At 67.6% G+C, this 23,407-nt stretch carries 22 protein-coding genes and 1 pseudogene; 14 read left to right on the forward strand and 9 right to left on the reverse strand.

What is annotated here, in order from left to right; genetic code table 11:
* Positions 1 to 17: 17 nt before the first annotated feature.
* Positions 18 to 896, reverse strand: coding sequence for a putative selenate ABC transporter substrate-binding protein (locus ABIB42_RS16920; RefSeq protein WP_184239519.1), 879 nt, complete (start codon positions 894 to 896; stop codon positions 18 to 20).
* A 52-nt stretch (positions 897 to 948) separates the two neighbouring features.
* Positions 949 to 1,563 (reverse strand): class I SAM-dependent methyltransferase, encoded by a 615-nt coding sequence (locus ABIB42_RS16925; RefSeq protein WP_184239518.1) that lies wholly within the window; start codon positions 1,561 to 1,563, stop codon positions 949 to 951.
* Between the two features lie 163 nt (positions 1,564 to 1,726).
* Here ABIB42_RS16925 and egtD point away from each other — a divergent pair, with 163 nt between their 5' ends.
* From egtD to ABIB42_RS16940, 3 genes are read left to right on the forward strand one after another with little or no spacing between them, the layout of a single operon-like run.
* Positions 1,727 to 2,695, forward strand: a complete 969-nt coding sequence (egtD, locus tag ABIB42_RS16930) for an L-histidine N(alpha)-methyltransferase (RefSeq protein WP_157225686.1) — start codon at positions 1,727 to 1,729, stop codon at positions 2,693 to 2,695.
* Positions 2,692 to 3,918, forward strand: coding sequence for an ergothioneine biosynthesis protein EgtB (gene egtB, locus ABIB42_RS16935; RefSeq protein ID WP_005669675.1), 1,227 nt, complete (start codon positions 2,692 to 2,694; stop codon positions 3,916 to 3,918). Before egtD ends, egtB begins: the two co-directional genes overlap by 4 nt.
* On the forward strand, positions 3,915 to 4,862 hold the full coding sequence (locus tag ABIB42_RS16940) for a YihY/virulence factor BrkB family protein (RefSeq protein ID WP_005669677.1): 948 nt from the start codon (positions 3,915 to 3,917) through the stop codon (positions 4,860 to 4,862). The genes egtB and ABIB42_RS16940 overlap by 4 nt, the downstream gene beginning before the upstream one ends.
* A 48-nt stretch (positions 4,863 to 4,910) precedes the next feature.
* Here ABIB42_RS16940 and ABIB42_RS16945 read toward each other — a convergent pair whose 3' ends face one another.
* Positions 4,911 to 5,876 carry a TerC family protein gene (locus ABIB42_RS16945; RefSeq protein ID WP_005669679.1) on the reverse strand — a complete coding sequence of 322 codons (966 nt, stop codon included), beginning with the start codon at positions 5,874 to 5,876 and terminating at the stop codon, positions 4,911 to 4,913.
* Positions 5,877 to 6,026: 150 nt separating this feature from the next.
* On the opposite strand from ABIB42_RS16945, the gene nhaR reads away from it, so the two are divergent.
* Together nhaR and ABIB42_RS16955 are read left to right on the forward strand one after the other, a co-directional pair.
* A complete protein-coding gene (gene nhaR, locus ABIB42_RS16950; RefSeq protein WP_429248682.1) occupies positions 6,027 to 6,965 on the forward strand; it encodes a transcriptional activator NhaR in 939 nt (312 codons plus the stop codon).
* 101 nt (positions 6,966 to 7,066) lie between these two features.
* Positions 7,067 to 7,717, forward strand: a complete 651-nt coding sequence (locus ABIB42_RS16955) for a glycoside hydrolase domain-containing protein (RefSeq protein WP_005669683.1) — start codon at positions 7,067 to 7,069, stop codon at positions 7,715 to 7,717.
* Here the strand turns inward: ABIB42_RS16955 and selD are convergent.
* From selD to ABIB42_RS16970, 3 genes are all read right to left on the reverse strand, one after another.
* Positions 7,701 to 8,756 (reverse strand): selenide, water dikinase SelD, encoded by a 1,056-nt coding sequence (gene selD, locus ABIB42_RS16960; RefSeq protein WP_429248683.1) that lies wholly within the window; start codon positions 8,754 to 8,756, stop codon positions 7,701 to 7,703. The two genes, ABIB42_RS16955 and selD, sit on opposite strands and share 17 nt — an antisense overlap.
* 147 nt (positions 8,757 to 8,903) lie before the next feature.
* Positions 8,904 to 10,496 (reverse strand): DEAD/DEAH box helicase, encoded by a 1,593-nt coding sequence (locus ABIB42_RS16965; RefSeq protein ID WP_040777672.1) that lies wholly within the window; start codon positions 10,494 to 10,496, stop codon positions 8,904 to 8,906.
* 358 nt (positions 10,497 to 10,854) lie between these two features.
* On the reverse strand, positions 10,855 to 12,180 hold the full coding sequence (locus tag ABIB42_RS16970; protein WP_005669688.1) for a transglycosylase SLT domain-containing protein: 1,326 nt from the start codon (positions 12,178 to 12,180) through the stop codon (positions 10,855 to 10,857).
* Positions 12,181 to 12,503: 323 nt separating this feature from the next.
* On the opposite strand from ABIB42_RS16970, the gene ABIB42_RS16975 reads away from it, so the two are divergent.
* Together ABIB42_RS16975 and ABIB42_RS16980 are read left to right on the forward strand one after the other, a co-directional pair.
* On the forward strand, positions 12,504 to 13,070 hold the full coding sequence (locus ABIB42_RS16975; protein ID WP_429248684.1) for a DUF1415 domain-containing protein: 567 nt from the start codon (positions 12,504 to 12,506) through the stop codon (positions 13,068 to 13,070).
* Positions 13,054 to 13,272: a DUF1289 domain-containing protein gene (locus ABIB42_RS16980; protein WP_071363261.1), complete on the forward strand. Its 219-nt coding sequence runs from the start codon at positions 13,054 to 13,056 to the stop codon at positions 13,270 to 13,272. The genes ABIB42_RS16975 and ABIB42_RS16980 overlap by 17 nt, the downstream gene beginning before the upstream one ends.
* A gap of 9 nt (positions 13,273 to 13,281) precedes the next feature.
* On the opposite strand, the gene ABIB42_RS16985 is transcribed toward ABIB42_RS16980, so the two are convergent.
* The gene (locus tag ABIB42_RS16985) at positions 13,282 to 13,791 is read right to left on the reverse strand and encodes a DUF1993 domain-containing protein (protein WP_005669694.1); all 510 of its coding nucleotides are present in this window, start codon (positions 13,789 to 13,791) and stop codon (positions 13,282 to 13,284) included.
* 163 nt (positions 13,792 to 13,954) lie between these two features.
* Here ABIB42_RS16985 and ABIB42_RS16990 point away from each other — a divergent pair, with 163 nt between their 5' ends.
* The gene (locus ABIB42_RS16990) at positions 13,955 to 16,816 is read left to right on the forward strand and encodes a bifunctional diguanylate cyclase/phosphodiesterase (protein WP_005669696.1); all 2,862 of its coding nucleotides are present in this window, start codon (positions 13,955 to 13,957) and stop codon (positions 16,814 to 16,816) included.
* Between the two features lie 4 nt (positions 16,817 to 16,820).
* The gene (locus ABIB42_RS16995; protein ID WP_040777675.1) at positions 16,821 to 19,085 is read left to right on the forward strand and encodes a xanthine dehydrogenase family protein molybdopterin-binding subunit; all 2,265 of its coding nucleotides are present in this window, start codon (positions 16,821 to 16,823) and stop codon (positions 19,083 to 19,085) included.
* Positions 19,086 to 19,119: 34 nt separating this feature from the next.
* Here the strand turns inward: ABIB42_RS16995 and ABIB42_RS17000 are convergent.
* Positions 19,120 to 19,412, reverse strand: a pseudogene (locus tag ABIB42_RS17000) (LysR substrate-binding domain-containing protein); the annotation flags it as partial.
* 14 nt (positions 19,413 to 19,426) lie between these two features.
* Here ABIB42_RS17000 and ABIB42_RS17005 point away from each other — a divergent pair.
* Positions 19,427 to 19,591: a hypothetical protein gene (locus ABIB42_RS17005; RefSeq protein ID WP_218918218.1), complete on the forward strand. Its 165-nt coding sequence runs from the start codon at positions 19,427 to 19,429 to the stop codon at positions 19,589 to 19,591.
* A gap of 16 nt (positions 19,592 to 19,607) precedes the next feature.
* On the opposite strand, the gene ABIB42_RS17010 is transcribed toward ABIB42_RS17005, so the two are convergent.
* Positions 19,608 to 20,033 (reverse strand): thioredoxin family protein, encoded by a 426-nt coding sequence (locus tag ABIB42_RS17010; protein ID WP_040777825.1) that lies wholly within the window; start codon positions 20,031 to 20,033, stop codon positions 19,608 to 19,610.
* A 112-nt stretch (positions 20,034 to 20,145) separates the two neighbouring features.
* On the opposite strand from ABIB42_RS17010, the gene tsaB reads away from it, so the two are divergent.
* The 4 genes from tsaB to ABIB42_RS17030 are packed head-to-tail and all read left to right on the forward strand — an operon-like array spanning position 20,146 to position 23,165.
* Positions 20,146 to 20,856: a tRNA (adenosine(37)-N6)-threonylcarbamoyltransferase complex dimerization subunit type 1 TsaB gene (tsaB, locus tag ABIB42_RS17015; protein ID WP_005669704.1), complete on the forward strand. Its 711-nt coding sequence runs from the start codon at positions 20,146 to 20,148 to the stop codon at positions 20,854 to 20,856.
* Positions 20,853 to 21,320: a ribosomal protein S18-alanine N-acetyltransferase gene (gene rimI / locus ABIB42_RS17020; RefSeq protein WP_005669706.1), complete on the forward strand. Its 468-nt coding sequence runs from the start codon at positions 20,853 to 20,855 to the stop codon at positions 21,318 to 21,320. Before tsaB ends, rimI begins: the two co-directional genes overlap by 4 nt.
* On the forward strand, positions 21,317 to 22,204 hold the full coding sequence (locus ABIB42_RS17025) for a uracil-DNA glycosylase (protein WP_184239495.1): 888 nt from the start codon (positions 21,317 to 21,319) through the stop codon (positions 22,202 to 22,204). Before rimI ends, ABIB42_RS17025 begins: the two co-directional genes overlap by 4 nt.
* Positions 22,188 to 23,165: a DUF1853 family protein gene (locus ABIB42_RS17030; protein ID WP_429248685.1), complete on the forward strand. Its 978-nt coding sequence runs from the start codon at positions 22,188 to 22,190 to the stop codon at positions 23,163 to 23,165. Before ABIB42_RS17025 ends, ABIB42_RS17030 begins: the two co-directional genes overlap by 17 nt.
* Positions 23,166 to 23,407: the final 242 nt, after the last annotated feature.

Genomic DNA, 23,407 nt, shown 5'->3' on the forward strand with positions numbered 1-23,407 from the left:
TGAATCGCTTTCCCGGATTACTTCAGCAGGCCCGCATTGCGTGCGGCGGCTTCGATCGCGCCATAGTTGGCGGTTCTGGTCGGCACGAATTTCGTCGCGCGCTGCAGGTCGAGGATCTGCTTGCCTTCGGCGGTCGAGCCGTCCAGCGCCAGGAAGGCGTCGGTGATCTTCTTCTTGAGCGCCGGATCCATGTCGGTGCGCACGGTCCAGTTGTAGTCGAAATAGCCCGGGGTGGTGTAGAACACGCGCACCTGCTTCGGATCGACCTTCTTGCTCTCGACCAGCTTTTCCCAGACCGAGATGTTCAGCGCGCCGGCATCGACCTTGCCGCCGGCCACGGCCGCCACGGTCGCGTCATGCGCGCCCGAGAAGGCGATGCGCTTCAGGTCGGTGTCCGGGTTGATCTTGGCTTGCAACAGGAAGGAGCGCGGCATCAGGTGGCCCGAGGTCGACGATTCCGAACCGAAGGCCAGGGTCTTGCCCTTCAGGTCTTCCAGCTTGGTGATGCCAGGCACGGTGGTGATGAAGACCGAGCGGAATTTCTCGTCTTCCTCGCGCTGCACCAGCGGGGTCACCTGGCCCTTGCTGCGCACATTGGCTTGCACGAAGGTGAAGCCGCCGAACCAGACCATGTCGATCTTGCGGTTGATCAGGCCTTCGACCGAGGCGGCGTAGTCGGTCACCGGGGTGAACTCGACCTTCAGGCCGGTGGCCTTGGCCAGGTATTCGCCCAGCGGCTTGAACTTGCGCTGCAGTTCGGTCGGCGATTCGTCGGGGATGGCCGAGACGCGCAGCACGCCATTGCTCTGGGCGCTCGCGGCGCCTGCGATCAGCATTGTGCCGGCAACAGCTGCGCACAGGGTTTTCAGGACGTGACGGCGAAGGGACATGGTCATGGTGTTCTTCATTGATGGTTAATCGGGACGGAATACGAATTATAAAGGCCGATCATTCCACCCGGCAAAAACAATAGACGAATTGCTGTGTCGTGCCGAACGGCGTCCGGTGCAGTTCGGTGCGGCTTTCGACCAGGCGGAAGGCCGGGCCGAACTCGTCGTGCAAGCCTTCGGCGTCATAGCGCACGATGTCCAGGCCGCTGCATTTGGTGGGTCCTTCGGGGCCGAAGGTGGCGACGATCACGCTGCCGCCCGGGCGCATGGCGCGCGCCACCTGGCGCACGTAGGCCGCCCTGTGCGCGGGTTCGAGCAGGAAGTGGAACACGGCGCGGTCGTGCCAGACGTCGTAGCGCCGTTCCGGCAGCTCGGCCTTCGTGATGTCTCCCACCAGCCACTGGGCCCGGCCGGCCCGGGCGCCCAGGCGCGCGCGGGCGACGCGGATCGCCTCGGCCGAGATGTCCAGCACGGACACGTCGGTGTAGCCGCGCGCCAGCAGGTCGTCGACCAGCGTGGCTTCGCCGCCGCCGACGTCGATGATGGCGGCCGAGGGCGCGCCGGCGCTGCGCCCGATCAGGGCGAGCGAGGTGTCCAGGTGCGGGGCGTACCAGCTCACCGCATCCGGCGCCTTGGTGCGGTACACGGTCTCCCAATGAAGTCGCTGATCCATATTTCAACTTAGAAATGTCGCAGGGCAAAACCCTGCACGCTTGAATTGTCGCGCGCACAGCGAATCGGGGGAATCCGCTATGATGGTAAAAACAGCAACGATAGAAGACATCCTCATATGCCATCTCGCATGGTGCGGCGTGGCGGCACGAATGATAAACCTTATGCTGACAACCTGCACATCCGACGAGCGCCAGGCCGCCGTTGCCAACGCCCACGACGCGCAAGAGCTGCACGCCGGCCTGGGCGCCGATGATGCCTGCATCTCGCCCAAATTCCTGTACGACGCGCTCGGCTCCAAGCTGTTCGAGGCCATCTGCGAACTGCCCGAATATTACCCGACCCGCACCGAGGCCGCGATCTTCGAACGCCATGGCGCCGAGATCGCGCGCGTGGCCGGCCTTGGGACCACCCTGATCGACCTCGGCGCCGGCAACTGCGCCAAGGCGGCCAAGCTGTTTCCGCTCCTGCAGCCGGCGCAATACGTGGCGGTCGACATCTCCAGCGAATTCACCCATGACGCCCTGGCGCGCCTGCGCCAGCGCTTCCCGCAGATCGCGATGGAAGCGCTGGGCATGGATTTCTCGAACCGTTTCGAATTGCCCGACCAGGTGCGCGCCGAGCGCCGCCTGTTCTTCTATCCCGGCTCCTCGATCGGCAATTTCACGCCCGAGGATGCGCAGGCCTTCCTGAAGCGCCTGCGCGCGCAGTGCGGGCCGGATGGCGGCATCCTGATCGGCATCGACCTGGCCAAGGATAAAGCCACGCTCGACGCCGCCTATGACGACGCGCTGGGCGTGACCGCCGCCTTCAACCTGAACATCCTGCGCCACGTGAACCGGCTGGTCGACGCCGATTTCGACATCCGCCAGTGGCGCCACCACGGCTTCTACAACCCCGCGCGCGGACGCATCGAGATGCACCTCGAGGCGCGCACGCCGCAAGAGGTGCACTGGCGCGGCGGCGCGCGCCGCTTCGAGGCGGGCGACTGCATCCACACCGAGAACAGCTATAAATACCAGCAGGCCGACGCCATCGGGCTGCTGGAGCGTTCTGGCTTCGAGGCGACCCGCGTCTGGACCGATCCCCAGCGCTGGTTCGCGGTGATCCACGCACAGGCCATCTCCCCATGAACATGCTGCGCGACGAGGGCCTGCCGCGCACCTTCGCCCGGGTGCGCGGCCGTTCGCTGCACCTTGCCGAGGCGTTGTCCGACGAGGATTGCTGCGCGCAGTCGATGCCCGACGCGAGCCCGATCAAGTGGCACCTGGCGCACACCACCTGGTTCTTCGAGACTTTCATCCTCGAGCCGCGCGAGCCGGGCTTCGCGCCGTTCCACCCGGCGTTCCGGGTCATCTTCAACTCCTATTACAACGGCGTCGGCGACAAGCATCCGCGCCCGCAGCGCGGCCTGCTCACGCGGCCGTCGCTGGGCGAAGTGAAAGCCTACCGCCACGACGTCGACCGCCGCATGGACGCCTTGCTGGCGCGCGGCATCGACGACGCGCTGGCGGCGCTGGTCGAACTGGGCCTGCAGCACGAGCAGCAGCACCAGGAGCTGATGCTCACCGACGTCAAGCACCTGCTGGCGCAAAATCCCCTGTATCCGGCCTATGCGGCCGAGCCGATGGCGGCATCCGAGCCGGCGCCGCGGCTCGACTGGCTGGCGTTCGAAGGCGGCCTGGCCGAGATCGGCCACAAGGGCACGGGGTTTTGCTTCGACAACGAGCTGCCGCGCCATCGCACCTATGTGGCGCCGTTCGCGCTGGCCTCGCGCCTCGTCACCAACGGCGAATACCGCGCCTTCATCGAGGCCGGCGGCTACCGCGACCCGAGCCTGTGGCTGGCGGAAGGCTGGGACCGCGTCTGCTCGGGCGAGATCACGCGGCCCTTGTACTGGATCGAGCACGAGGATGGCTGGCGCGAGTTCACCCTGCACGGCGTGCAGCCGCTCGACCCCGAGCGTCCCGTCACCCACGTCTCGCTGTACGAGGCCGACGCCTATGCGCGCTGGCGTGGCGCACGCCTGCCTACCGAGGCGGAATGGGAATTTGCCGCGCGCCAGTCGAGCCTGGGCGGAGTGCCTGTGCATCATCCGGCGGCGGCCAGCGGCGCCGGCCTGCAGCAGATGTTCGGCGCCTGCTGGCAGTGGACGGGCAGCAGCTACGCGCCATATCCCGGCTATTCTCCGGCGCCGGGCGCCATCGGCGAATACAACGGCAAGTTCATGGTCAACCAGTACGTGCTGCGCGGCTCGTCGTGCGCCACGCCCGAGGGCCATGCGCGCGCCAGCTACCGCAACTTCTTCCCGTCCGGCGCACGCTGGCAGTTCACCGGCATCCGGCTGGCGAGATGAGCCGCCGGCGTGACTGGCGCGCGCGCCTGAAGGACCAGCGCGCCAATATCTACATCCTGTCGCATCCCCTCAGGTTCACCCTGCAGGTGCTGCGCGGCTTTCGCGCCAACCAGGGCCTGCTGCTGGCCGGCGCCGTCGCCTATTACGCGCTGCTGTCGATCGTGCCGTTCCTGATGCTGGTGGTGGTGGCGCTGTCGCATTTCATCGATCCGGTGGAGCTGCTCGACACCTTGCGCCGCTATCTCGAGCTGCTGGTGCCGGGCCAGTCGCGCCCGATCGTGACCGAGGTCGCCAACTTCCTGCAGGACCGCCAGCTGCTGACCTGGGTGCTGGCGCTGACCATGCTGTTTTTCAGCTCGCTCGCGTTTACCGTGCTGGAAAATGCGATGAGCGTGATCTTCGTGCACCGGGTCGCGGTGCGGCGGCGCCATTTTCTGGTCTCGGCCGTGCTGCCTTATTGCTATATCCTGGCGTTGGGCATCGGCATCATGGTGGTAACGCTGGTCGCCGGCGCGCTGCAGGTGATGGGGTCCGAGAGCGTCTGGCTGTTCAACTACAAGTGGTCGCTGGGCGGGGTGTCGGGAATATTGCTGTACCTGCTGGGACTGGCGGGCGAGATCCTGGTGCTGACCTCGATCTACCTGGTGATGCCGGTGGGTAGGCTGTCGATCTGGCATGCCTTCATCGGCGGCGCGACGGCGGCGCTGCTGTGGGAAATCGCGCGCCACGTGCTGGTCTGGTATTTCTCGACGCTGTCGCAGGTGAACCTGGTGTATGGCTCGATGACGACCGCGATCGTGGTGATGTTCTCGCTGGAGATCGCCGCCACCTTGCTGCTGCTGGGAGCCCAGGTGATCGCCGAATACGAGCGGGTGGGGCAGGCCGGCGGCGGGGAGCCGCCGGCGCAGCCGGCCTGCGATATTCCGCCGCTGGCGCGTGGCTGACATCGTCGACCTCGCGCCAGCGGCGTTCTTTGCTTCTTACTTTGCTTCTTACTTCGCTTCGCCCTTCGGCTTGATCATCAGGCTGGCGATGCAGCTGCCAGCGATCAGCACGGCGACGACGGTCAGCGAAGCCTGCACCGGCACGTGATACCACGGCATGATCAGCATCTTGACGCCGATGAAGGTCAGGACCATCGCCAGGCCATACTTGAGCAGGTGGAAGCGGTCAGCCACGTCGACCAGCAGGAAGTACAGCGCACGCAGGCCCAGGATCGCGAACATGTTCGACGTAAACACGATGAACGGGTCGGTCGTGATCGCGAAGATTGCCGGGATCGAGTCCACCGCGAAGATCAGGTCGGTCACCTCGATCAGGATCAGCACCAGGAACAGCGGTGTCACGTAACGCAGGCCGTCCTTGCGCACGAAGAACTTCTCGCCATGGTCGCCCTCGGCCACCCGCAGGTGCTTGCGCGCCAGCTTCAGGATCGGGTTGTTGGCCACGTCCGGTTCTTCGTCGACCGCCACCAGCATGCGGATACCGGTGAACAGCAGGAAGGCGCCGAACAGGTACAGGACCCAGCTGAATTCGCTCACGACCCAGGCGCCGGCGCTGATCATGATGGCGCGCATGATGATCGCACCGAGCACGCCATAGATCAGGACGCGGCGCTGGTATTGCTGCGGCACCTGGAAGGCGGTGAAGATCAGCAGGAACACGAACACGTTGTCGACCGACAGCGCTTTCTCGATCAGGTAGCCCGAGAAGAATTCGAGTGATTTCTGGCTCGCGATTTCAGGGCCGGCGGTGTCCTTCAGGTAGAAGTACAGGGCGGCATTGAAGATCAGCGCCAGGCTGACCCACACCAGCGACCAGATGCCGGCTTCCTTGACGCTGACCTTGTGCGCCTTGTTGCCGCCGAAGACGAACAGGTCGAGCGCCAGCATGACGAGCACGAAGCCGACGAAGCCGGCCCACATCATGGGGCTTGCGATGGTTTCCAATCCGTTCATCGGCTACTCCTTGTACTTGCAGTGAGACGAGGGGGCATGACAGTCCTCCGGTTGATAATAAAACCCCACTATAGAGCGCACCGATACATCGCACAAATCGAATCTTATTTGATGTAACATCGGTTTTTTCGATGTTTACGAGAGCGCGCCATGTCGACACTCAATTACAAGCACCTGCGCTACTTCTGGATGGTGGCGAAGACCGGCAGCATCGCCAGGGCGGCCGAGCAACTGCACCTGACCCCGCACTCGATCTCGGGCCAGCTGTCCGAATTCGCCGACAGCCTGGGCGTGGAACTGTTTCGCCGGGTCGGGCGCAAGCTCGAACTGACCGACACCGGGCGCCGCATCGTGAGCTATGCCGAAGAGATTTTCAATACCGGCGACGAGCTGCTCGAGCTGGTGCGCTACCACGCCTTCGCCACCACCACCTACCGCGTCGGCTGCGCCGACTCGGTCTCCAAGCTGATCGCCTTCGACCTGGTGGAGCCGGCGCTCAAGCTGAAAGAGCCCGTCAAGCTGATCTGCCGCGAAGGGCGCCTCGACAGCCTGATCGCCGACCTGGCGGTGCACCGGCTCGACCTGGTCATCGCCGACCGCCCGATCCCGGGCCACTTCAGCGTGCGCGCCTATAACCACTTGCTGGGCGAGAGCCCGATGACGGCCTTTTGCACCGAGGCGCTGGCGGCCAGCTTCGACCAGCCGTTCCCGGCCTGCCTGCACAATGCGCCGCTGCTGTTGCCGGGCGAGGATTTCGCGATCCACCAGCGGCTGTTGCGCTGGCTCGAGCGCTGCGACGTGCATCCGCGCGTGGTGGGGGAGTTCGACGACAGCGCGATGATCCAGGCCTTCGGCCGCTCGGGCGCCGGCGTGTTCTTCGCGCCGAGCGTGATCGCGGCCCAGGTCGCCAGCCAGTACGGACTGGTCGCGCTGGGCCAGGTCGAGTCGGTGGTCGAGCAGGTGTATGCGATCACGACCGAGCGCCGCATGAGCCATCCGGCCACGGTGGCGATCAGCAGGCTGGCGCGCGACAAGCTGTTTGCGCGTGGCGACGGCCGCAGCGACGGCGCAGGCGTCGGCGGAAGCTGACCATGCCGTTGCGCTCAGTCAATCCGAGGTGACGCCGCGAATGGCACAGTAAGTTCTTGCCCAAAACCAATCGGACGCAAAAACTGTTCGGGAGATGCACCATGGGACTGCTGCGCGGCTGCGATTCGCCGTTTACCATCGCGGCCCACGCCGCCTCGCTGCGCCGGCGCGGCATCGACTTCGTCATGCGGCGCTACAGCCGCGATCCATCGACCAACCTCGACGCCGGGGAGGCGCAGCGCCTGTGCGGCGCCGGTCTGCGCATCGGCGCGCTATGGGAGGGATGCGGGGCGCGCGACCGGCTCACGCGCCAGCAGGGCTTGCGCGACGGCGCCGAGGCCCTGCACCTGGCCCGCGCGGCCGGACAGCCGCCCGGCAGCGCGATCTATTTCGCCCTGGGCGAGGACACGACGCCGGCCGACATCGATGGCGTGCTGAAGCACTATCTGGCCGGGGTGCGCAGCGCGCTGGGCGGCGCCGCGGGCTACCGCGTCGGGGTGCACGGCAGCCATGCCTGGTGCGCCGGACTGGTCGACCGCGGGCTCGGCGCATTGAGCTGGCTGGTCTCGATGCCGGCCGGTGGGGTGGCGCCGCGCCACAACCTGCTGCAATGGCCGTCCGCGCGCCTGGTGCTCGACGGCGCCGAGCTGCGCCTGTCGCCCGTGCTGGGGCAGCCGGGGAGGGACCCCGGCCTGTTCCAGCTGGCCGGGCCTGGCGCGGCGCTCAGCGCCGCGTTCAGGCGCGAACGCTGACGCCGGCGGCGCCGGCGTCGATGCGCCCGACCACCGCCGCGTCCGCGAACCCTTCGCGCGCGAACAGGGCCAGCACGTCGTCGACCGCGGCCGGATCGCAGGCCACCAGCAGCCCGCCCGAGGTTTGCGGATCGGTCAGCAGCGCGCGCTGGGCCGGGGTGAGGGATGCATCCAGCTGGACGTCCTTGCCATAGGCATCCCAGTTGCGGCCTGAAGCGCCGGTGAAGAAGCCGTCGTGCGCCAGTTGCAGCACGCCTGGCAGCAGCGGGATCGCCGGCATATCCAATTGCGCGTGCAGCTGGGCGCCGCGCGCGATCTCGAGCAGGTGGCCCAAGAGGCCAAAGCCGGTGACGTCGGTCATGGCGTGCACGCCCGGCATGTCGGCCAGCAGGCGGCCCGGCTTGTTCAACTTGGTGGTGTTGGCGATCATGGCCGCATAGCCTTCCTCGCCCAGCACGCCCTTCTTGAGCGCGGCCGACAGCACGCCCACGCCCAGGGGCTTGCCCAGCACCAGCACGTCGCCGGCGCGGGCGGCGCTGTTCTTCTTGACCTTGGCCGGATGCACCAGGCCCATCACTACCAGGCCATAGATCGGCTCGACGGAATCGATCGTGTGGCCGCCGGCGATCGGGATGCCGGCTTCGCGGCAGATCGAGGCGCCGCCTTCCAGGATCCGGCCGATGGTCTCGAGCGGCAGTTTGTTGATCGGCATGCCGACCAGGGCCAGCGCCATGATCGGGGTGCCGCCCATCGCGTACACGTCAGAGATCGCATTGGTGGCGGCGATGCGGCCGAAGTCGAACGGGTCGTCGACGATCGGCATGAAGAAATCGGTGGTGGCGACCAGCGCCTGCTCGTCGTTGAGCTGGTAGACCGCGGCGTCGTCCGAGGTCTCGATCCCGACCATCAGCTCCTTCGGCAGCGGGAAGCCGCCCGAGGACTTGAGGATCTCGGCCAGCACGCCGGGCGCGATCTTGCAGCCGCAGCCGCCGCCGTGCGAGAACGAGGTGAGTTTGATGGGTTGGTCGGTGGTGCTCATGGGATGTCCGGTTGTCGTTGATCGTGGAATTATCGCGCAAGTCGGACGCCGGCGCTTGGCCGGGCATCCGCCATAAAAAAAACGGCTGCCGAAGCAGCCGTTTTTCACTGACGCCAAGTCAGGATCCCCGCCTGCGCGGGGACATGCTTATTCGCCGAACGAACGGCGTGCGCCGTCCATCGAGCGCGGGTGGGCGCCCTTGTAGCCGCCTTCGCGGCGCTGGCCCTGGCCTTCGCGCGGGCCGCCGAAGCGGTTGCCGTCGCGTGGCGCACGGTCGGCGGCCGGACGGTCGCCTTGTGGGCGCGGGGCGTAACCCTCGCGCGGGCCACGATCGGCGTAACGGCTCTCGCCGGCTGGGCGGTCGCCGTGCGGACGCGCCGCATAGCCTTCGCGTGGCGCGCGATCGGCGTAGCCGCGCTCGTAGCCACCCTCACGCGGACCCGACGGCTTGCCGAAACCGCGCTGGGCCGGCTTGCCGTTGCGGCCGTCGCCCGGCTTCCAGCCCGGACGCGCGGCCGAACGCGGCGCCGCCGCGCGCTTCGGTTCGAAGCCTTCGATCACGTTGACCGGGATCGGCTGGCGGGTGAAGCGCTCGATGCGGCGGATGTTCATGTTCTCGGCGTGGTTGACCAGCGAGATCGCGGTGCCGTTGCGGCCGGCACGGCCGGTGCGGCCGATGCGGTGCACGTAGTCCTCGGGGAACTTCGGCAGGTCGTAGTTCACCACGTGGGTGATGTTCGGCACGTCGATGCCGCGCGCGGCGACGTCGGTTGCGACCAGCACCTTGACGCTGCCGCGGCGCAGGCTGTCCAGCGTGCGGTTGCGGGCGCCCTGGTGCATGTCGCCATGCAGCGCGGCGGCGGCGAAGCCGGCGATGTTCAGGCGGTCGGCGATCATGTCGGCGTCGCGCTTGGTGGCGGTGAACACCACGGCCTGGTCCAGCGTCTCGTCGCGCAGCAGGTGGTCGAGCAGGCGGTTCTTGTGCGACAGGTCGTCGACAAAGTGCACGCGCTGCACGATGTTCTCGTGGCGGTTGGTGGCGCTGGCGATCTGGATCGTCAGCGGGTCGCTGGTGATGCGGCGCGCCATATTGCCCACGACGCCGTCCAGGGTTGCCGAGAACAGCATGGTCTGGCGGGTCGACGGCGTGGCGGCGACGATCTTCTCGATGTCGTCGATGAAGCCCATGTCGAGCATGCGGTCGGCTTCGTCCAGCACCAGGATCTCGAGCTGCGAGAAGTCGATCTTGCCCGATTCCATGTGGTCGATCAGGCGGCCCGGCGTCGCCACCAGGATCTCGGGATTCTTGGCCAGCAGTTGCATCTGCTTCGGGTAGGGCATGCCGCCCAGGATCGAGACGCAACGCACGCGGCGCATATGGGCCGTGTACTTGTCGGTGTTGCTGGTCACTTGCAGGGCCAGCTCGCGGGTCGGGGTCAGGACCAGCATCTTCGGCTGGGCCGGCTTGAAACGGACGCGTTCGCCGCGTGCGCGGGCAGCCTGCGCTTCTTGCGCAGGAGTCTTGCCGGCAGGAGCAGGCTCGGCGTTCGCCAGGTGGTGCAGGGCCGGCAGCATGAAGGCCGCGGTCTTGCCCGAACCGGTTTGCGACGAGACCAGCAGGTCGCGGCGCGCGATGGCCGCGGGGATGGCTTGCGCCTGGACCGGGGTCGGATTGGTATAGCCGGTGTCGGCCACTGCCTGGACGATGGACGCGTGCAGGCCTAGTGCTTCAAAACTCATGTGTTCTTTACTTTCGGAATAAATCATGCACGTTCGCACATGTGGCGCGAACGTAAAAATGCAACGCGAACCGACAAACGAAATGACTCAGTAATGAAAGAAATTTCGGCACAAAAGCTTTGCGCCGGGACGGTGTCTGGAAACGACACGCAAGGCGGGAGGCTTTGGAAAGGCGCTCTGATCGAGCTGCCTGGGGTTTGCGTAGCTGCTTGTTGTACTGCTGACGCTGCTATCACCGGCTCATGAGGTTCATGATGCGGGCGCGATGTCGCAGCGCACAAACGGAACTATACAGGTTTTTCCGGTTCTTTGCACGACAGCGCGTCAAACCGTGCAGTTAATGCTGCACGGCAATATATCAGCGCTGCTTGCGCGCGGACGAGGTATTGCGGGCGATGCGCTTGCCGCTCTTGCTGGCGCCCGCCTTGGCCTTGAAGCGCGAGGCATTGCGCTTGGCCTTGCTGCGGTCGCTCTCGAAGGCCAGCACGGCGTTCTCGATGATGTTCTCGGCGATGTCGCCCTGGTTCGAGGCCGAGGTCTTCGGCACCAGGATCGTCGAGCCGGCCTTCAGGCGCATCTGCGGCGGGATGTTGTTGGCCTGGCGGATGACTTCGGGCGTGGTGCCGAATTTCGAGGCCAGTTGGGAAATCGTCACGCGGGCGCTGGTGATCTTGTGCGTGGTCCAGGTGGACAGGGCATGGCCCCATTGCGCCAGGTTGATGTGGAATTTCTCGGCGTTTTCTTTCGGCAGCAGGATCTTGGTGCGCTCGCCGCCGATGATGACCGGCTTCTTGAACTGCGGATTGAGCGCCTTGAATTCGTCGAGCGACATTTCGGCCAGCTGGGCCGCGATGGCCAGGTCGATGTCGCTGGTCTTGTCGACCGTGGTGAAATAAGGCTGGTTGTCGATTGCCGGCAGGGTGACGCCATACTGGGAAGGATTGGCCACCACGTTCTTGACCGCCTGCAGCTTCGGCACGTAGTTGCGGGTTTCGGCCGGCATCAGCTCGGCCAGGCTGTCGAAGTCGGTCGGCTTGCCCAGTTCCTGGTTTTTCTTGATGGCGCGCTGAACATTGCCTTCGCCCCAGTTATATGCCGCCAGGGCCAGCGGCCAGTCGCCGAACATCGTGTACAGGCGTTGCAAGTAGGACAGGGCGGCGTCGGTCGAGGCGATCACGCCGCGCCGCTCGTCCTTGAACATGTTCTGGCGCAGGTCGAAGTCCTTGCCGGTGCCCGGCACGAACTGCCACAGGCCGGCGGCGTTGGCGCTCGACATGGCTTGCGGATTGAAGGCCGACTCGATCACCGGCAGCAGCGCCAGCTCGGTCGGCATGCCGCGCTTTTCGAGTTCCGACACCACGTGATACAGATAGGGCGAGGCGCGCCCGGAAATGCGGGACAGGTTGCCCGGGTGGGCCGCATAGGCCTGGGTGTGGCGCGTCACCAGGGCATTGTTCAGGTCGGGAATCGCATAGCCGCTGCGGATGCGGCCCCAGACATCGGTCTCACGGTAGTCGTCGGCGTCCAGCTTCATCGGCGACAGCGCCGGGCGTTCGATGCTGGGCGCGGCGTAGGCGCCTGAAGCCGGAGCCGCGTCCATCGCCTGACTCAGCGGCGCTGCTGCCAGGAGGGCCAGCGCGGCCAGGGTGAAGATGGAGCGTTTCGTGTCGTGCATGGGCTTCATGAGGCGTTTCCAGTGTTGCGTCCAGGAACGAACGGACAGGACAAGAGGGCAGTGTACGTATCAATTGTCGAGTCAGTCAAGAATTAAGTCGCTGTCGTTACAATTCAGGCCGAAGGAAAAATGTCATCCGTTGGCATCATGAAAACGGAAGATGCCGTACATATCACGGATATTGACGAGCAGGACGCTTTTTGCCCGACCCACCTCGAATAACGGTCGCGTCTGGCAAACCTTAGCGCCGTGGCGGGGTCGAACTATGAGTGGGCGCAAAGAGTGCGTACAATCCAGGCTTTGCTGTTCGCCTCGCTTTCGAAAGTTTCACCATGAGCACCCCCAATCTGAACGCCGACGATGACGCCATCGTCGCCGCCACCCGCAAGTGGCTGGAGCGCGCCGTCATCGGCCTCAATCTCTGTCCCTTCGCCAAGTCGGTCTATGTCAAGGAGCAGGTGCGCTACGTCGTCTCGAACGCCACCACGCCCGAGCAATTGCTCGAAACCCTGATGGACGAGCTGCAGCGCCTGTCCGACACCAGCCCGGAGCAGGTCGATACGACCTTGCTGATCCATCCTTTCGTGCTGAACGATTTCGAGGACTACAACGAGTTCCTGGACGTGGCCGATGTCGCGGTCGAGGACACGCAGCTCGACGGCGAGCTGCAGGTGGCGTCCTTCCACCCGGACTACCAGTTCGCGGACACCGACGCCAACGATATCGCCAACTACACCAACCGCGCCCCGTATCCGATCCTGCACCTGCTGCGCGAGGACAGCATCGCGCGCGCGGTCGACGCCTTCCCGGAAGCGGAAGCGATCTTCGAGAAGAACATCGCCACCATGGAAAAGCTCGGCCATGAAGGCTGGGACAAGCTCGATGTCGGCCCGGCCTGAAGACGGCGCCCCCGCGGCGCCCTTGCCCGAACGTCCCGACACCCCGTGCGTGGCGGTGTGCTCCACCACCTTCGACGAGGTGTGCCGCGGCTGCGGCCGCACGGTCGCCGAAGTCGCCAACTGGGTGTCGATGGACGCCGCCGCGAAGGAAGTCGTGTGGCAGCGCATCCTGGCGCAGGGTTATCCGCGCCGGAACAGTTAAGCGCGGGGCTCAATAGGCCCCGATGAAATCCTTCTTGCCGATCGGGACGCCGTTGTGGCGCAGGATCGCGTACGCCGTCGTCACGTGGAAGAAGAACTGCGGCAGCGCGAAGTGCGTCAGGTAGCGCGCGCCGTCGTCGAACTGGCGCGCCCGCTCGCCGCTGCCATGGGTGATAGGACGGGTGGCGCCGGCTTCCACATCCGCCGCTTTCAGGCTGTCGATGAAGCCCAGCGTCTTGCTGATGCGCTGCTGCAGCTCGGCGAAGGTGTGCTCGCCATCCTCGTAGCGCGGCGGCTCGACCCCGGCCAGGCGCGCGCTCGCGCCCTTGGCGAAGTCGGTGGCGATCTGGACCTGCCTGGCCAGCGGGAACATGTCGGGGTAGAGGCGCGCCTGCAGCAGGGCGTCCGGCTCGATGCGGCGCTCCTGGGCGTGGGCCTCGGCTTTTTCAAGCACTGCGGCGAGGCTGCCCAGCAGCTGGCGGAATACCGGCACCGAGGCGGCGTACAGGGAATGGCTCATCTGGTTCTCCTATTCTGGTTAGTCCAATAGCATCGCGATCATAGCAAGTCTTGTCGCGCGCCGTTGACGCACCCGACCGCATAATTAGTGACTCCCGGCAAGCAACTGTGCATAATCTGGCCATCCTTTATGCATCGGGCTTAGCAGGCCCAGTCCCGCATCCATGTCGAGTCCCGCTGCCCGCACCCCGTCCCGCCTGCGTTCGCTGTATGGCCGTTCGTTGTACGGTGCGCTGCTGCTGGTGGTGTTCGCCGGCCTGCTGGCCCCCGCCGTGGTCGGCAGCTACCTGCTGGTCGGCCTGCAGCAGCGCGCGGGCGCCAGCCCGAACGACACGCTGCAGGGCAATTACGCGCTGGTGCTGGCGCTGCAGCTGGCGGTGTCGCTGCTGCTGATCGCGTTGCTGCTGCGGCGGCGCCTGCTGTCGCCGCTGCGCAAGCTGATGGGCTTTTCGGACCGCCTGGCGCGCGGCGACTTCGAGACGCCGCTGGCGCTGTCGGCCCACGACGAGCTGGGGCAGCTGGGCGAGCAGATGGAGCGCATGCGCCTGGCGATCCGCGACCTGTTCGCCGACGTCGCGCGCCGCGAGGAACAGTTCCGCACCATCGTGACCCAGGTCCCGGGCGCCGTCTACCGCGTGCGCGCGGGCGGGGCGATCGAATTCGTCAGCGACGAGATCGAGAAGATCACCGGCTACCCGTCAGCGCGCTTCATGTGCGCCACGACCGAAGACTGGGCGGACATCGTCCATCCGGAAGACCGGCGCGTCTACCACCGCGCCGTCCGCGACGCGGCCCTGTCGGGAAACGCCTACGAGATGGAGTACCGGATCATCGACGCCTACGGCATCGAGCGCTGGGTGCAGGAGCGCGGCCAGCCGCAGGCCGCCTGGGATCCGGCGCTGCATGGGCCGGACGGCGTGCGGATGGACGGCATCATCTCGGACATCAGCGAGCGCCGCCACGACGAGATGCGCATCGAGGCCTTGCTGGCCGAGCAGGGCGCGATCCTGGACAACGTCATGTTCGGCGTGCTGTTCGTGCGCCAGCGCCGCATCGTCTCCAGCAACCGCCGCTGCGAGGAGCTGTTCGGCTACGGCGAAGGCGTCATGGTGGGGCAGTCGACCGCGATCCTGTATCCGAACCACGACGACTACGCACGCATCGGCGTCGAACAGTATCCGCTGCTCGAGAAAGGCATGGACCTGGGCGAGGAGCGCCAGCTGCGCCACCGCGACGGCAGCCTGTTCTGGTGCCTGATGAGCGGCTGCGCGCTGGAGCCGAACCGCGCCGACGAGGGCAGCATCTGGGTGTTCGCCGACATCACCGAACGCAAGCTGGCCGAGGAAAAGCTGCGCCTGTCGGCCAACGTCCTGGAACACATCGCCGACGGCGTGATGGTGCTCGACGTGCATGGCCGGATCGTGGCCACCAATCCCGCCTTCACCCGCATCACCGGTTACGCCGAGCACGAGGCATTGGGGCGTGCGTCGAGCCTGTCGTCCCACGACGCGGCGGGCAGCCGCAACGATCCCGCCCTGTACCAGGAACTGTGGCGCGAGCTCGGCGCGTCCGGCTTCTGGCGCGGCGAGATCTGGGACACGCGCAAGGGCGGCGACGCCTACCTGGAAGCGCTCACGGTGTCGGCGGTGCGCGACGACGACGGCGCCACCACCCACTATGTGTGCGTGTTCAGCGACATCACGCGCGCGCGCGAATCGCAGATCCAGCTCGACCACCTGGCCCACCACGATGCGCTGACCGCGCTGCCCAACCGCCTGCTGTACCACGACCGCTTGCGTCACGCGATGGCGCGCGCCGAACGCGACGGCGAGCAGCTGGCGGTGCTGTTCATCGACCTCGACCGCTTCAAGAACGTCAACGACACGCTCGGCCACCACGTGGGCGACGAGTTGCTCAAGCAGGCGGCGCAGGCGCTGTCGCGCTGCCTGCGCGAAGGCGACACCCTGGCGCGCCTGGGCGGCGACGAATTCATCGTGCTGCTGGAAGACGTCGACGGCGTGCGTGGCGCCACGCGGGTGGCCGACAAGCTGATGGCGATGTTCGAGCAGCCTTTCGAGGTCTCGGGCCACGAGCTGTTCGTCACCGGCAGCGTCGGCATCAGCCTGTATCCGCGGGACGGGCACGATATGCACATCCTGATCCGCAATGCCGACGTCGCGATGTACCAGGCCAAGGCGCGCGGCCGCAACGGCTACCGCTTCTACGCCCCGACGATGAGCGGCGACGGCGCGCTGCGCCTGCGCATGGAGGCGCTGCTGCGGCGCGCGATCGAGAAGCGCGAGATCCATCTGGCCTACCAGCCGCAGGTCGAGATCGACAGCGGCCGCCTGGTCGGCGTCGAGGCCCTGCTGCGCTGGAACAGTCCCGAACTGGGGCAGGTGGCGCCAAGCCGCTTCATCCCGCTGGCCGAGGACACCGGCTTCATCGGCCAGCTGGGCCAGTGGGTGCTGCAGGAAGCGTGCCGCCAGATGGTGGCGTGGGAAGCGCAGGGCCTGGCGGTGCCGAAGATCGCCGTCAACCTGTCGGTGCGCCAGTTCGAGCGCGGCGGCATGGCCGCCGCCGTGGCCGCGGTGCTGGGCGACACCGGCCTGGCGCCGCAGCGCCTGCAGCTCGAGGTGACGGAATCGGCGATCATGAACACGGGCGACGCGCTGCAGTACGTGAACGACCTGCATGCGATCGGCGTCTGCCTCGCGATCGACGACTTCGGCACCGGCTACTCGTCGCTGGCCTACCTGAAGCAGTTGCCGGTGCAGACCCTCAAGATCGACCGCAGCTTCATCAAGGACATCCCGCAGGATCCGGACGACGAGGCGATCGCGATCGCCATCATCCAGCTCGGCAAGAGCATGAACCTGTCGGTGATCGCGGAAGGCGTCGAGCGCGAGGACCAGGCGGCTTTCCTGCTGCGCCACGGCTGCAGGCTCGCCCAGGGCTATTTGTATGGCAAGCCGCTCGGGCACGACGAGATCCTGGCGCGCTGGGGAGTGACGCAGGATGCATGAGAGGATGCGTAAGCCCACTCGCCGCAGCTTCCTGCTGGCCGGCCTGGCCGCCGGCGGCGCGCTGCTGATCGGCTGGGGCGCGCAGCCGCCGCGCCAGCGCCTGCATCCTGCGCGGCCGCTGGCGCTCGCCGGCGACGAGGTCGCGCTCAATGGCTGGGTCGCGCTCGCGCCCGACGGCACGGTGTCGGTGGTGGTGCCGCGCAGCGAGATGGGGCAGGGCGTGCACACGGCGCTGCCGATGCTGGTGGCCGAGGAACTCGACGTCGGCCTGGACGCGGTGCGCGTCATCCAGCCGCCGATCGACAAGATCTACGCCAACGTCACGGTGCTGCGCGAGAACCTGCCGTTCCACCCGGACGACGCCGGCCGCACGGCCCAGGGCGCCCAGTGGCTGATGGCCAAGGTCGGCCGCGAGCTGGGCATCATGTTCACCGGCGGCTCGAGCAGCGTGCGCGACGCCTGGCTGCCGATGCGCGAAGCGGGCGCGTTGGCGCGCGCGATGCTGGTGAAGGCGGCTGCGCAGGAGTGGGGCGCGCGTGTGGAGGATTGCCGCACCGAAGACGGCTTCGTGATCCACCTTGATGGCCGCAGCGCCGGCTATGGCGCGCTGGCCGCCCTGGCGGCGCAGGCCGGCGCGGGCCTCACCGCGCGGGACGTGCGCCTCAAGCCGCCGTCGGCGTTTCGCCTGATCGGCCGGCCGCAGCCGCGCCTGGACAGCCGCGCCAAGGCCGACGGCAGCGCGCGCTTCGGCATCGATGCGCGGCCGGCCAGGATGGTGTATGCGGCCCTGGCGATGGCGCCGACGATCGGCGCCACGGTCGCCGCCTTCGACGCCGACGCCGTGCGCCGGATGCCGGGCGTGCTGGCCGTGGTCGACGTCTCGTCCGCGCTCGCGGGGCGCACCGGCGCCGGGGCCGGCGTGGCGGTGGTGGCGTCCACCTGGTGGCAGGCGCGCCAGGCGGCCCAGGCCTTGCCCGTCACCTGGCAGCCGGGCGAGGGTGCGGCGCTGTCGAGCGCAGCGATCCTGGCCGGCCTGGCGCGCGCGCTCGATGAGGAGCGTGGCTATGTGTACCACGAGACCGGGGCGCAAGAGGTCGAGGGCGCCGTGCGCACGCTGCGCGCCGAATACCGCGCGCCGTTCCTGGCGCATGCGGCGCTGGAACCGGTCAACTGCACCGCCCAGGTCGCGCGCGGCAAGGTGCGGCTGTGGGCCTCGACCCAGGTGCCGAGCATCGCGGTCGACTGCGCCGCGCGCGTGGCCGGGGTGGCGCGCGAGGACGTGGCGATCGAGGTCATGTTGCTGGGCGGCGGCTTCGGACGCCGGCTCGAGGTCGACATGGTGGCGCAGGCGGTGGCCATCGCCAAGGCGCTCGATGGCCAGCCGGTGCAGCTGATCTGGAGCCGCGAGCAGGACACGATGCATGACGTCTACCGGCCGGCGGCGCTGGCGCGCTTCACGGCGCAGCTGGACGAAGGCGGGAACATCCTGGCCTGGGACAACAAGTCGGCGAGCGGCGCCATCGGCCACCAGTACTTCGAACGCAGCCTGGGCCTGCCGGGCGTGGGGCCGGACAAGACCACCGCCGAGGGCGAATACGACCATCAATATGCGATCCCGAACCAGCGCGTGGCGCACGTGACGGTCGACAGCGCCGTGCCGATCGGCTACTGGCGTTCGGTCGGGCACTCGCACAATGCCTTCTTCAAGGAGTCGTTCCTGGACGAGGTGGCGCACGCCGGCGGCCAGGATCCGGTGGCCTTGCGGCGCAAGCTGCTGGCGCGCCATCCGCGCGCGCTGGCGGTGCTGGACGCGGCAGTGGCCGCCGCCGGCCAGCCGCCGCCACGGCGGGCCCATGGCGTGGCGCTGCACCGCTCGTTCGGCAGCATGGTGGCCCAGGTGGCCGAGGTCTCGGTCGACGGTAGAGAGATCCGCGTGCACCGCGTGGTGTGCGCGATCGATTGCGGCCTGGTGGTCAATCCCACTATCGTGGCCCAGCAGGTCGAATCCAGCGTGGTGTTCGGCCTGTCGGCGGCGCTGGCCGGCGAGATCACGATCGAACAAGGCAAGGTGCGGCAGTCGAACTTCGGCGACTATCCGCTGCTGCGCATCGGCCAGGCGCCGCAGGTGGAGATCATCGTCATGGCAAGCCGCGCGCACCCCGAAGGCGTGGGCGAGCCGGCCGTGCCGCCGGTGGCGCCGGCGGTGGCGGCGGCGGTGTTCAAGCTGACCGGGCAGCGCCTGCGCAGCCTGCCATTGACACTGAATTGAGCGCCTGGCAGTCGCCGGCGATGCAGGCCGCCAGTTCGTCCGGATCCGGATCGACCCGGATCGCCAGGTCATAGCCTTCCTCGACCATGTCGACGCTGCGGTCTTCGGCCGTGATCTCGAGCTTGACGGTGGGATGGCACAGGACGAAGCCGGCGGCCAGCCTGCCCATCGCAGCTGCGAGAACAGCAGCGGCGCGCTGATGCGCAGGCGGCCGCGCGGGCGGTCGGCGCCCGAGGCGATCGCCTCGGCCGTCTCGTCGATCTCGGCCAGCAAGACGCGGGTGCGCTCGTGCAGCGCCAGCCCTTCCTGGGTCAGTTTCAGCGTGCGACCCGGAACACAAGGTGACCTTCTCCCAGGCCTCGGGCCCGCGCGACAAGGCGCCGGGCGGTGCGGAAGAACAGGCCGAGCAGGCCTGGATGGATGGCGAGAACGGCTACCGCAGCGCCTTGCTGTCGACGCTGGGGCGCACGCGTGATCTGCTGGCGCAGGGACAGCTTGACGGTTGAAAGGCTTGGAGCTGGATCAGTCCGGCGCGCCGAGCAGCACGCGCAGATTGCATTCCTCTTGCCAGTCGCGGCGCTCTGCGCTCGACTGCGCCAGGCGCGCCAGTTCGTCGTCGCCCTGCTCGGCCTGGGCCTGGATCAGCCGGTCGGCCACGCCGCCGTCCGGCACCATGGTGCCGAAGAAGGCGACGGTGTCGCCGCGCTGCAGCAGCAGGGTCGGAAAATTGTCGACGTCGAGGTCGCCCACCAGGTCGGCCTGGTCTTCGATGTCGATCCAGACGAACTGCTTGTCGGGATGGCGCAGCGCCAGCTCGTCGAAGGTGGCGCGGTAGGTCGCGCAGGTGCCGCACCAGGCGGCGCACAGGCAGGCGACGGTCCAGCCGTCGCCATGGACGGCGGCGGCGACGGCGTCGCGGGTGGTGGAGTCGAGGGTCAGGCTCTGCATGTGCGGCATTGTACAGCGAGTTGCGGACGATGTTGCAGCGCGGTGGCGCATTGCGGCGGCGATCTGCCGTCGCGCCATGGAAGCCCTCGGGCCGAGAAGGTAAAATAGCGGAATGCCTAACATCCTTGCTATCGAAACCTCGGCCGAGCTGGCGTCCTGCGCGCTTCTGGTCGGGGAAAAAGTCATTGAACGTTCGACGCCCGGCGTGCGCAGCCACTCGCAATCGGTCCTGCCCATGGTGCAGGAACTCTTGAAAGAGGCCGGCATCGCCCTGGCCGACTGCGACGCCATCGCCTTCGGCGCCGGCCCCGGTTCCTTCACCGGCGTGCGCACCGCCTGCGGCGTGGCCCAGGGCCTGGCCTATGGCGCCAGATTGCCGGTGCTGCCGCTGGTGACCCTGGAAGCGATGGCCGAGGCCTGCCGCGCCGCCACCGGCGCCGATGAGGTGCTGGCCGTGCTCGACGCGCGCATGGGCGAGGTGTACTGGGCCCAGTACCGCTTCGACGGCGGCAAGTGGCTCGAGGTCGTGGCGCCGGCGCTGTCGGCGCCGCAGGATGTGACGCCGCTCGCGGCGGAAGGCCTGAGGGCCTGCGGCAACGGCTTCGCCGAGTATGCCGACGCCTTCGCCGGCCAGCCGTTCGCGCAAGACGCGCTGGCCGACATCATGCCGCACGCGCGCGAGCTGGCGCTGCTGGCGCGCGGCGCGCTGGCGGCCGGGCAGGGCGTGCCCGCGGCCCAGGCCCAGCCGCTTTACCTGCGCAACAAGGTCGCCTACACCAGCGCCGAGCGCCAGGCGATCAACCAGGCCAAGGCCGGCGCATGACGCAGTTGCAGGATACCGGCTTGAGCCTGGCCCCGATGACGGCGGCCGACGTGGACGAGGTGTGGGCGCTGGAATGCAGTGTCTTTCCCTATCCCTGGAGCCGCGGTAACTTCGTCGACGCCGTGGCCAGCGGTTACGATTGCTGGACCGTGCGCGACGCTGACGGCGAGCTGGCCGGGTATTATCTGTTGATGTACGCGCTCGACGAGGCGCACCTGCTCGACGTCGCGGTGGCCGGCAAGCGCCAGCGCCAGGGCCTGGGCCGGCGCCTGCTCTACCAGATCGCGGCGCGCGCGCTCGGTCACGGCATGGCATCGATCCTGCTCGAGGTGCGGCCGTCGAACGAACGGGCGCTGGAAGTGTATCGGCGGCATGGCTATGTCGAGATCGGCCGCCGCAAGGGCTATTATCCGGCCGGCGCGGCGGGCCGCGAGGACGCGATCGTGATGAGGCTGGAATTATGAAGAACGTGAGCCAGCGCGACGCGCTGTTCCTGGCCGAGATGGGCATCGGCCCGCTGTGGCAGCCGCGCAATGCGCCGGCGGGCGGGGCGGATCCGGTGGCCGAGGCGGCCGTCGTCGAGGCGGCGCCGGAAGCCGCGGAGCCCGCGCCGGCGCCCGTATCTGCCTCAGTTCCTGCTCCCGCAGCGGCACCAGCGCCGGCCGCGCGCGAGCATACGCCGCTGTCCGCGCCGCCTTACCGCAATCCGCCGCCGGTGCAAGATGAATCGGCCTGGGACGACAGCGCCGCGCCCGAGCCGGCGGCGCCCGACGTCGCCACGATGGACTGGGCCGGGCTGCGCCAGGCGATCGCCGCCTGCAGGGATTGCGCCTGCGGCGCAGGCCGCAAGCCGGTATACGGCGCCGGTCCGCGCCAGGCGCGCTGGCTGATCGCCGCCGGCACCCCGAGCGCGCTCGACGAAGAGGCCGGCCAGCCGCTCACGGGCGAGCCCGGCAAGCTGCTCGACAATATGCTGCACGCGGTCGGGCTGTCGCGCGAGCGCGATGCCTACGTCACGCCGCTGGTCAAGTGCCGGCCGCTGAACGCGAAGGGCGGCGACCGCGCGCCGACTCCCGGCGAGATTGCCGCCTGCCGTCCCTTCGTCGAACGCGAACTGGCGCTCACCGGGGCCACGACCGTGCTGACCCTGGGCCAGGTCGCGACCAACGGCCTGCTGGGCCGCGCGCTGCAGGAGCCGCTGGCCGGCGCCCGTGGCGAGGTCCATCGCCTGGGCGAGGCGCCGCTGGTGGCGACCCTGCATCCGGGCGAACTGCTGCTGCGCGGCGAAAACAAGGCGCTGGCCTGGGCCGACCTGTGCCGGGCACGCTCCCTTGGACCACGCGACTAGCACCTACCAGGCGACCTTCCACCGCCGCTGGGGCCACCTGCGGCGGGCTCCGGTGCGCGCGCTGGCCTGGCTGCTCGATTCACCCGACCTGCTGGACGTCGCTGCGCCTGAGTGGCTTGGCCGCATCGCCACGCTCGGCCCGGTGACACCTGGTGTGGCCGACTGGCTGGCGCGACTCGACCGCGATCCGTCCAGGCTCGAGGCGGCGCTGGGCGACAAGATCTACACCCGCCTCGGGCTGTACGCCGAAAAGCTGATGGCCTTCTATTTCGCCGAGCAGGGCCGCCTGGTGCGCCACGGCCTGCAGGTGCGCGCCGCCCGCAACGACACGGTGGGCGAGTTCGACTTCCTGCTCGAGCGCGGGCCGGATGCGCTGACGCATATCGAGTTCGCCACCAAGTTCTACCTGCTCGATGGCGGCGCTTCTAATGAATTCGACGCCCTCGTGGGCCCCAACCTGGCCGACAGCCTGGGCCTCAAGATGCGCAAGGTATTCGAGCGCCAGCTCGCACTGGGCGATCACCCGGCGGCGCAGGCGCTGCTGCCGCTTCCCGTGACCCAGGCGCAAGCCCTGATCAAGGGCTGGCTGTTCTACCCGTCCGGCAGCTGGCCGGCAATGCAGGGCATCACGGCCGGCCACTGCCGCGGCTTCTGGTGCGCGCTCGACGAAATGGACGCCATCCCCGGCGAGGAGTTCCTGATCCTGCCCAAGCTGGAATGGCTGGCGCCGTATCTGGCGCAAGCACCTGCGCGGTCGTCCGACCGGCTGCTGACCCGCCCCCAACTCGGCGCCACGCTGGCGCAAGCCTTCGACACATCCAGCACGCCGGTACTGGTAGCGATCGTGCGCCGCCAGGGCGATCTCATCGAAGAAGCCGAACGCGGCTTCATCGTCCCCAACGACTGGCGCACCCGCGCCGCCCAAGCGCGCCTGGCGAAACCGCTCCACCCCTCTCCATGAGGGTCAGTGTCGAATTGTTTGACAACTTTCCAGAATCCCCAGTAATTCGCCCCCGAGTCGCGCCTTTTCAGGTGTCAAACTCGACAGTAAACAATGAGGGTCGGAGTCGAATTGTTTGGCAACTTTGAGGAATTGCCCAATAAATCAACTCTCGTATATTGAAGGTGCCGCGGCGGAGCTGGTCTATGATGGCGACGAAGCGGTCGGGCGGAGTGATGCCGAACGACTCGAGTGCCGTTGAG

This window comes from Massilia sp. UYP32, from assembly GCF_050434365.1.
GTDB lineage: Bacteria > Pseudomonadota > Gammaproteobacteria > Burkholderiales > Burkholderiaceae_D > Telluria > Telluria timonae.